This window comes from [Clostridium] aminophilum, from assembly GCF_900101295.1.
Classification (GTDB): Bacteria; Bacillota; Clostridia; order Lachnospirales; family Lachnospiraceae; genus Clostridium_R; species Clostridium_R aminophilum_A.
This window is the reverse complement of sequence record NZ_FOIL01000081.1, coordinates 1-9,125: the sequence shown is the minus strand read 5'-3', so window position 1 is coordinate 9,125 and position 9,125 is coordinate 1. Positions and strand designations below refer to the sequence as shown.

General features: G+C 54.3%; 7 protein-coding genes. All 7 read right to left on the bottom strand.

The features are described 5' to 3' along the window. Positions 1 to 457 precede the first annotated feature (457 nt). Positions 458 to 928: a threonine/serine exporter family protein gene (locus tag BMW41_RS13385; protein ID WP_074650669.1), complete on the bottom strand. Its 471-nt coding sequence runs from the start codon at positions 926 to 928 to the stop codon at positions 458 to 460. After that, positions 928 to 1,731: a threonine/serine exporter family protein gene (locus tag BMW41_RS13380; RefSeq protein WP_143050886.1), complete on the bottom strand. Its 804-nt coding sequence runs from the start codon at positions 1,729 to 1,731 to the stop codon at positions 928 to 930. The genes BMW41_RS13385 and BMW41_RS13380 overlap by 1 nt, the downstream gene beginning before the upstream one ends. 152 nt (positions 1,732 to 1,883) lie before the next feature. Then, entirely contained in the window at positions 1,884 to 2,948 is a 1,065-nt protein-coding gene (locus BMW41_RS13375) for a tartrate dehydrogenase (protein ID WP_074650665.1), read from the bottom strand. A gap of 202 nt (positions 2,949 to 3,150) precedes the next feature. Further along, positions 3,151 to 4,062 carry a hypothetical protein gene (locus tag BMW41_RS13370; RefSeq protein ID WP_074650663.1) on the bottom strand — a complete coding sequence of 304 codons (912 nt, stop codon included), beginning with the start codon at positions 4,060 to 4,062 and terminating at the stop codon, positions 3,151 to 3,153. 206 nt (positions 4,063 to 4,268) lie between these two features. After that, entirely contained in the window at positions 4,269 to 5,045 is a 777-nt protein-coding gene (locus BMW41_RS13365; protein WP_330387016.1) for a ComF family protein, read from the bottom strand. 161 nt (positions 5,046 to 5,206) lie between these two features. Beyond that, positions 5,207 to 7,459, bottom strand: coding sequence for an SF1B family DNA helicase RecD2 (locus tag BMW41_RS13360; RefSeq protein WP_074650671.1), 2,253 nt, complete (start codon positions 7,457 to 7,459; stop codon positions 5,207 to 5,209). A 137-nt stretch (positions 7,460 to 7,596) separates the two neighbouring features. After that, on the bottom strand, positions 7,597 to 8,610 hold the full coding sequence (locus BMW41_RS13355) for a rod shape-determining protein (protein ID WP_074650661.1): 1,014 nt from the start codon (positions 8,608 to 8,610) through the stop codon (positions 7,597 to 7,599). Positions 8,611 to 9,125 lie beyond the last annotated feature (515 nt).

Below are 9,125 nucleotides of genomic sequence, written 5' to 3'. Positions count from 1 at the left end.
TCACGGCAAGCTTTACTCCGCGGCGGCGAATGTTGTATCGTCTTTGCCGCGTCCGTGAGATCTCCCCGGGTACCCACACGTTCTTTCACACTTATACCTGTCCCGTCTACTGTTGGCGTTCCGTGCAGTTTTTGGACTTTGGCTTGTTTGGCAGCCTCATCCACGCTTCACAGCCTGTTCGGGATTCCTGTTCGTCAGGCCAGCGCTTTGCCTCGGGCTTCCTTCAGACCCACACCTCACGGTGGAGCCCTTGCCTCTGGCTGCATCCTTCCCACTGCCGGGCGGATCAGGGACTTTCACCCCTTAGAACGTGCGCCCGCCGGGCGCACCAAAAACCTCCGGCAGACAATACTGTCCGCCGGAGGTTTTATGTGTATCCTTTTTTTGCCGGATCGATAACCGTTCTTTGTTTCATCCATATTGCCGGTTCTCCTGCGCTCTTTTGGCACAATCCAAATCAGTACCTTCCGCTGAACACCTCATGTCTTCTCGATCTCACCACATTCCGGTGAAATTCCATCACCGACCAGATGAGCGCAAGTCCGGCGGCAATGGCCAGAGAGCACTGAAGCGTCTTGTTGGCATAATCCGCCGCAGCTGCGGCATCACCCACCACGACGGCTTCCATTGCGTGATACAGGCTTCCGCCCGGAACCAGCGGAATCATTCCCGGAACATAGATGATCGTCGCCGGGGTGTGAAGACGCCGCGCCGCAATCTCCGAATACAGTTCTGTCGCCGCCGAAGCGGCAAAACTTGCAAAAAAGAGATCCCATCCGAGATGAACTCCGAAAAGATACGACGCCCAGTCGATCAAACCGCCGACCGCAGCCGCAAGGAGGAGACCCTTTCTCAGGCGATACAGCATCGCAAAGCCGAGGGAAGCAAGGAATGCCGTAAACAACTGTGTCACTTCAAAACACTCCATCACATTCCTCCCGTCAATACCATCGCAAACATAAACCCGCACGCCAGAGATCCCGCGATCAGAAGGCACTCGATAATCCGCAGCACTCCGGCGAGCGTATCCCCCACCAGAATATCGCGCACGGCATTTGTGATCGCCATTCCCGGGATCAGCAGCATAATCGCGCCGATCGTAATCATATCCACATGAAACCGCGCCGCTTTTCCAAACAGGCAGATCAGAACGCCACTCACCAGAGAGGCCGTCAGATGGAACGCCATGCTGTTCGGAAACAGCGAGGTCAGTTTCCGCTGCATCCACGCAATCAGGAGACCGGCGACGGCTGTCGCAGCCGCATCATTCAGGTCACCGCCGAAAAACAGGGCAAATGCCGCCGCTCCCAGAACACTCCCGGCATAGAATCCGGCCGCCGGTGCCTTTTCCTCCCGGATCTTTGCCACTTCCCTGTGAAGCACGGCCGCCGGAATCGGATTTCGGCAGCATCTTCGACTCAGTTCATTCAGTTCTTCCAGCTTGGTAAAATCTGTCGAGCATCCGGTCAGAATCCGCCGGGTTCTCGTCATCTCAAGATTCCCCGGATACTGCAGTGTCACCGTAATATTCGAAGAAATCGCAAAAATATTGGTTCGGAGAGCACCGTACGCCTGTCCGAGGCGCATGATGGTGTCTTCCACCCGGCTGATCTCCGCTCCGCAAAGGAGCAGTGTCTCTCCGAAATCCATAAAACAGTGAACGAGGGCGATCAGATCATCCGCCGTCTCCGGGATGATCCGTCCGTCATCGATCATTTCTATTGTCTGCAAAATATTCCTCCTGTTGCTACGTAAGTTTCTCAGAAATCAGGGACCATGTCAGTAATTCCGGAAAACCTACGGCAGACGGCACGGATTCTCAAAGGAAATTGCTGCTTCGCAGCGAAAATCCGGCCCGGGAAATGCTTTCATCAGCATTTCCCTTACGCGAGCATCAGCGCCTCGATCGCTTTTCCGCACTCGGATGTGGAGGCGGTTCCTCCCATATCCGGTGTCAGATCCCGGTGCTCGCGAAGAAGCGTCGCGATTGCTTCAAGAGCCCGATCGGCCTGATCCTTATGTCCCAAAAATTCCAGAAGCTGCGCGGCCGACCATACGGAAGCGAGCGGGTTTGCGATGCCCTGTCCCGCAATATCCGGTGCGGAGCCGTGAATCGGCTCAAACATCGACGGGAAGGTGCGGTCCGGGTTGAGGTTCGCGCCGGCTGCAAGCCCCATTCCGCCGGAGATTGCAGCGCCGAGATCGGTCAGGATATCGCCAAAGAGATTCGACGTCACCACAATGCCGAAGCGCTTCGGATCCTTTACCATAAACATCGAAGCAGCATCCACCAGAAGATGCTTCTTCTCGACATCCGGATAATCTTTTCCGACCTCCTCGAAGATCTGATCCCAGAAGACCATGGAATAATTCAGTGCATTGCCCTTGCTGATGCTGGTCAGAGATTTCTTCTCTTTTCTCGCGAGATCGAACGCATAGCGGATCACTCGCTCGCAGCCTTTTCTGGAGAAGACGCTGTCCTGAATGACCACTTCCTGCGGCGTATCCCTGTACAGCCAGGAACCGGTTCCGTAATACTCGCCCTCACTGTTCTCACGGATAAAGATCATATCGATGTCTTCCGGCTTTGCTCCCGCCAGCGGGCAGGGAGCTCCCGGAAGAAGTTTCACCGGGCGGACATTGATGTACTCGTCAAATCCGTGACGGATCTTCAGCAGAAGATCCCGGAGGGAAATGTGATCCGGCACCCCAGGGAATCCGACCGCACCGAGAAGAATGGCGTCGTATGCTTTCAGCGTATCGAGTGCATCCGCCGGCATCATTTCACCATTCTTCAGATAATACTCACATCCCCACGGGAAGGTATCAAAGTGAAATGAAAAGGTTCCGTCTTTTTTTGCCGCAGCGTTCAGTGTCCGTACCGCTTCGTCCATCACTTCCGGTCCGATTCCGTCACCCGGAATCACTGCGATTCGATATTCCTCCATACTTCCACGCGTCCTTTCTTCCATTTTTTCCGTATTTGCTTTCCGCTTTTCCTGTTTTTTTCTATAATCGCTTTCCGCATTGACTGCGGATTCTTTTGTTTCCTGCGGCTGTCATCCGGTTTCTCAACGCTGTTGTTCTGTTTCGGAATGATTCCTTTGATCTTTTTGGTTTTATCGTCTCAATTTTCGCGGATTATTTTGCTTATTCCGCACTTGATTCCGTTTTATTTCCCATCAGTTCCGTATTATCTTCCCGTAAATCTGCATTTTCGGGCATTTCGCTCGCAGTGTCTTCCGATTTATCTGTGCATTCTTCCGCTGCATCGGAATCCGTATCCATGTCCGCATCCGCCGCAACCATGTGCGCAATCTTTCCGAGCGTTCCCATGTTTGAGGTATCCACACGATGGATGTCTTCTTCCGCAACGCTGCGGTCGCCGTCATCTGCAGCCGGGTTTGCCGCGATTGCTGCGGCATTTTCCTCACGCTCCGCCTTTCTGGCCTCTTCTTCCTCGATCTCCTCCGGTGTCGCCTCCGGTGTATACTCTTCCGGATGCTCCTTCGCGTCGGCAATTCGCTCCTCGATAAAACGGATGAACTCCGCCTCCTCCTCCTGGCTCTCAAATGCGCTGCGAGCCACAAACTGAATCTGTTTCGGCTGCTTGATCAGAATAAGCCGGTCGATCATCTCGACCCCGCTGAGCTGGGAGTAGCTGATCACCTGATGAGTCGCATCCTGATTGATCGCCTGCTGTGCCTCAGTGGTAATGGTAATTCTCTTCTCATCCGCAACAAAATGAACATGCGGAAACGCATTGAAATTCTTCATCCGCTGCAGTCCGCTCCGCTTCCAGAGCGCTCTCTCAACCGCCCGATCCGATGAGGTGTATCCCATCACAAAGATAACGCCAACGGCCAGAAGGATCGTCGGCAGAAGCTTTTGAAAATTCAGACCGGCGGACATATATCCCTGAATCAGAAGAATTGCCGCCACACCGGCGCTGAGCACATATCCGACGTATTTTCTGGTCTTGCTGGAGTTGTGGGCCACATTCCAGTGAAACCAGTTCCGAAAGTCCTCTTCCTGCAGCATGTAATTCAATTCCTTAACCATGTTTCCTCTCCTCTTCCTGTCTTTTCTAAGCGTTCAAAACGCCCGCAGATCCTCATCTTTGTCCCGGTTATGCACATCCCGTTTCTGCCTTCCGATGATGGGAAACGCCGTTTTTCGCCGTCCCGGCGCCGCCGGTCATCATCTGTCCCTGCATTCAGCGCCATTCCGGCAAAGCCTGTATCCGTCAGATCACGCTACTAATTCTATCACGTTCCGTGCCCGATTCCTATCGTAAAGAACCACGCTTTTTCAAATCCCGCGTGATGCAGAACCCGGCAGCACGCCTCCACCGTCGCGCCGGTCGTGTAGATGTCATCCACGATCAGGATCCGCCTCACACCGTCACGCCGCATGGCTTCCGCCAGCACCGGATCTGCGGAAAATGCCGCCGTCAGGTTTTTCAGTCTCTCCCGGGGCGTAAGATTCTTATTCGGAACCGTCTTCCGGTTTCGCCGAAGAAGCTTTGTTTCCACCGGAATCTCCAGCCGCTTCCCCAGCCGGTCCGCCAGAATCTCCGCCTGATTGAAGCCTCGCTTCCGGAGTCTCGCCGGGTGAACCGGGACCGGAATCAGCACATCCGGCCGGATCTCCGTGATTCGTCTTCCGCACCGCTTTACCGCCTCATCCGCATAAAAATCCAGATATTCCCTTTTGTTGTGATATTTGATCCGCGCAATGGAATCCGCTGCCGGCCCCTCATAATTCAGCAGGGAAATCCCCGCCTCAAAGGACCTGGTGTGCCGCAGACAGTCTCCGCAGTACTCCCGGCCCGGATCATCCAGTGCTTTGCCGCATTTCTTACAGCAAGGCTCCCGGACAAAGGAGATGGCGGACCGGCATTCGGGGCAGATGAGTTCGCCTCTCGGGCGCACGATATCATCGCAGATCGGGCATCGTCTGGGAAACACCAGCCCTGTCAGTTCTTCTTTCCAGTCCACGCCGATCCGCTCCTTCCCCCGTATTTCACGGTCTATCCCACTCACAGTCTGCCGCATTCACAATCAGTCGTATTCATAATCTGCCGCATTCGCAATCTGCCGCATTCGCAATCTGCTGCGCTCACAATCTGCCGCACTCGCAATCTGCTGCGCTCACAATCTGCCGCACTCACATTTTTCCAGATTTGCTGTTCCGGCTTTTTCCGTCACAGGCAGATCTCCATGATCCGGTCTTTCAGACCGGAATACCGCTTCTGCTCCATCGCATTCTCTGCCATGGAGGCAAACGCGTCCGGAAGTCCCACGATGCACACGCAGGATCTCGCCCTCGTCACCGCCGTGTAGATCAGGTTCCTCGTCATCAGCACCCGGGGTCCCGACAATACCGGCACAACCACCGCCGGGTACTCGCTTCCCTGCGACTTGTGAATCGTGATCGCGTAGGCATGCTCCAGCTGATCCAGATCGCCGAAAGCGTATTCCACCAGATGTCCTTCATCAAACTCCACCGTGATCAGCTCGGCCGGCAGATTGATCTCCCGGATAATTCCCATATCACCGTTGAAAATTCCGGTTCCCTCATCCAGAATCACGCCGCCCCGGCCGCGCCGTTTCCACTCGATCTGGTAATTGTTCTTGATCTGCATGACCTTGTCGCCTTCGCGGTAAAGGACATCGCCCATCTCTTTTTCCCGCTTGTCCGGTGACGCCGGATTCAGGTACTGCTGGAAAATGCGGTTCAATCGCTCCACGCCCAGCGCCCCTTTCCGCATCGGCGTCATAATCTGCACATCGTAGACGCCGCTTTTGACGTACTCCGGAAGCTTATCCCTCACCAGCGTGATCATACAGTTGATGATCGCATTGGCGTCCGCCCGCTTCAGGAAAAGGAAATCCTCGCTTCGTTTTCCGAGGTCTACCGGCTGCCCCTCGTTGATCTTATGGGCATTCACAATGATATCGCTCTTGGCCGCCTGCCGGAAAATGTGTGTCAGCCGCACAACCGGCACGCAGGCGGAGCCAATGATATCGCGCAGGACATTGCCCGGTCCGACGCTCGGCAGCTGGTCGACATCGCCCACCAGAATCAGTCTCGTGCCGACGCTGACCGCCTTCAGCAGGGAATGCATGAGCGCGACGTCCACCATCGACATCTCATCGATGATAACAGCATCGGCCTCGAGAGGGTTGTCCTCATCCTTTTCAAAATGCATGGTACTCCGGCCTTCCAGCGCCTGATTGATCCGGTCTTCCTCGTCCGGAATGCCGCTGATCTCTAAAAGGCGGTGAATGGTCTTCGCCTCCCGTCCGGTTGCCTCCGTCATCCGCTTTGCCGCGCGTCCCGTCGGCGCCGCCAGGAGAATCTTCATGTCCCCCTGTTCAAAATAACTGATGATCGCATTGATGGTTGTCGTCTTACCGGTTCCCGGTCCGCCCGTGATCACGAGAAGGCCCCGGTTTACCGCCTGAACCACCGCCTGAATCTGAAGTTCATCCAGCGTGATTCCGTCCCGTTCCTGAATGATCGCCAGGTTCTTCCGGATCTCCTCCTCCGGTTCGTTTCCGGAAATATTCAGGTCATGCAGCATCCCCGCGATACCGTTTTCCATATAGTAAAAGCGCGATGCATAGACCATGCGCTCCCCGTCTGGGCGGAGTTTGACCACAATCCGCTTGTCGATCTGCATATCCATCAGATGTTTGTCGATCAGGTCCGCGTCCACGCCGAGAATCTCAGCCGCCTGCGCACGCAGTTCCGTCTCCGGCAGACACGTATTTCCGTTCACCGAAGCCTGCACCAGCGTGTACAGAATGCCGCTGCAGATCCGGAAATCAGAATCCACGGCGATGCCGGCCTTCGCCGCGATCTCATCCGCCATGCGGAACCCCACACCGCTGATATCATCGGCGAGTTTATACGGATTCTTCTGCAGAACCGTGTAAACCATCGGGCCGTATTCTTTATAGATCTTCACCGCGAGATTCATGGAAATGCCGTATCCCTGCAGGAACATCATGGCCTGCCGCATTTCCTTTTTCTCCTCGACCTGATCGGAGATCTCCATCGCCATCCGCTCGCTGATGCCTTTGATCTCCGCGAGACGCTCCGGCTCTTCCTCCATGATCCGGAACGTATCCTGCCTGAATTTTTTAACGATACGCTTGGCAAGCGCCGCTCCGATCCCCTTGATCGCGCCGGACGCCAGATACTTTTCCATCGAGACCGTATCTTCCGGCGCCAGGATCTCGTAGTGTTCCACCTGAAGCTGTTCGCCGTATACCGGATGCACGGTCATCGAACCGGAAGCGTCGATCATCTCGCCTTCCGACAGATAGGAAAATGTTCCCACAAGAATATATTCCTCCCCGTCGTCCGCGCCGGATACGCTCATGACCGTATATCCGTTCTCCTCATTCCGGAATTTAATCTTTTCGATGTAACCCTTCACCTGCGCCATGTCTGCTCCCAACTTTCCCGGGACTGCCTCCCAAAAGACAAACGAAGGGAAAATGTCTCCGGCCACGCCAGACCTCTTGTAAAAGATCCGGCAAGGGGACATTTTCCCTGTAAATTACAACTTATCTGATGTTACGATCAAAAATCTCTCTTGGAGTGCGGATCGCCGTGGAGGAACTCGATATACTTTCCGGTTCCGATGGCAACCGCAGTCAGCGGATCGTCGGCGATCATCGTGTTGATGCCCGTCTTCTCAAAGATCAGCTGATCCAGACCGTTCAGAAGAGATCCTCCGCCCGTCATCACGATGCCGCGCTCAAAGATATCAGCCGCAAGCTCCGGCGGAGTTCTCTCAAGGACATTGTGTACGGCATCGACAATCTGCATTGCCGGCTCGCTCAGTGCCTCCAGTGTCTCGTCGGAGGTTACCATAATCGTCTTCGGAAGACCGGTGACAAGGTTTCTTCCGCGAACCTCCATCGTGATCACTTCCGGTCTGCGGAATGCCGCACCGATATTGATCTTGATCTCCTCTGCGGTTCTCTCACCGATCAGAAGGTTGTGCTTCTTTCTCATGTAACGCACCAGCGCCTCGTCGAAGTCGTCTCCGGCCACTTTGATGGAGGTGCTGACTACCGTGCCGCCCAGGGAGATAACCGCGATATCGCTGGTACCGCCTCCGATGTCGACGATCATATTTCCGCACGCCTTCGCGATATCGATTCCCGCTCCGATCGCAGCGGCAACCGGCTCCTCAATGATCGATACATCACGCGCGCCGGCCTGATAGGTCGCATCCTCAACGGCCTTTCGCTCCACCTCGGTCGCATTGCTCGGAATGCAGACGCAGATTCTCGGTTTGCGGAGCGTTCTCTTTCCAACCGACTTGGTTATGAAATACTTCATCATCTTCTCGGTTACCGTGTAATCCGAAATAACGCCCTTCCGCAGCGGACGAACCGCTACGATATTGCCCGGTGTTCTTCCGATCATCAGGCGGGCCTCTTCACCGATCGCCATGATCTTGTTGGTCTCGCGATCGATCGCCACAACGGACGGCTCTTTCAGTACAACGCCCTTACCCTTAATATATACAAGAATGCTGGCGGTGCCCAGGTCAATTCCGATATCATTGGACATCATCTTTCTCATCCTCCTAAACGAAAACAAATATACATGAACGCAATTCTTTCTGCGCTTACTATAATATTTCACAGACTAAACCGAATATATTATAAACTCTTGCCATCGCTTTTTAAAGAAGAATTTTCAACGAAAGTCCCGTAAATGCTTAAAAATTCATTACAAAGAACAAAGTCCGCTGGTCGCCGTTAGGTGACAGCTTCCTTGGCGAAGCACTTAGCGACACATATTTCACTTAGCGGCTTTGCCGCTTAGTGAAATAGCGTGCTGCGGCTGGTCTTTTCGAGCTTAGTGCGTGCCATGGAAATTCACTTAGCGAGGTTTTCTCGAGCTTAGTGAATTTCCTTCCAGCGGCGTGCGCATCCTCGCGGAGCGTTTTTTTCATAGGGAATTTCGTAGAAATTTCCTATGAAAAAAAGGTGGACCGGATCCACCGGTCCACCCGCAAAGCAGGAAATACTACAATTCTTTCATGGCTCCCCGGAGGCTGTACCCCCGCCGGAGTTAAACCTTGTCTCCGTTAT

What these genes read in the sequence shown, in the direction of transcription:
- BMW41_RS13385 (WP_074650669.1), bottom strand. Translation starts at nt 928, where the DNA reads ATGGAGTGTTTTGAAGTGACACAGTTGTTTACGGCATTCCTTGCTTCC.
- BMW41_RS13375 (WP_074650665.1), bottom strand. Translation starts at nt 2,948, where the DNA reads ATGGAGGAATATCGAATCGCAGTGATTCCGGGTGACGGAATCGGACCG.
- BMW41_RS13370 (WP_074650663.1), bottom strand. Translation starts at nt 4,062, where the DNA reads ATGGTTAAGGAATTGAATTACATGCTGCAGGAAGAGGACTTTCGGAAC.
- BMW41_RS13360 (WP_074650671.1), bottom strand. Translation starts at nt 7,459, where the DNA reads ATGGCGCAGGTGAAGGGTTACATCGAAAAGATTAAATTCCGGAATGAG.
- BMW41_RS13355 (WP_074650661.1), bottom strand. Translation starts at nt 8,610, where the DNA reads ATGAGAAAGATGATGTCCAATGATATCGGAATTGACCTGGGCACCGCC.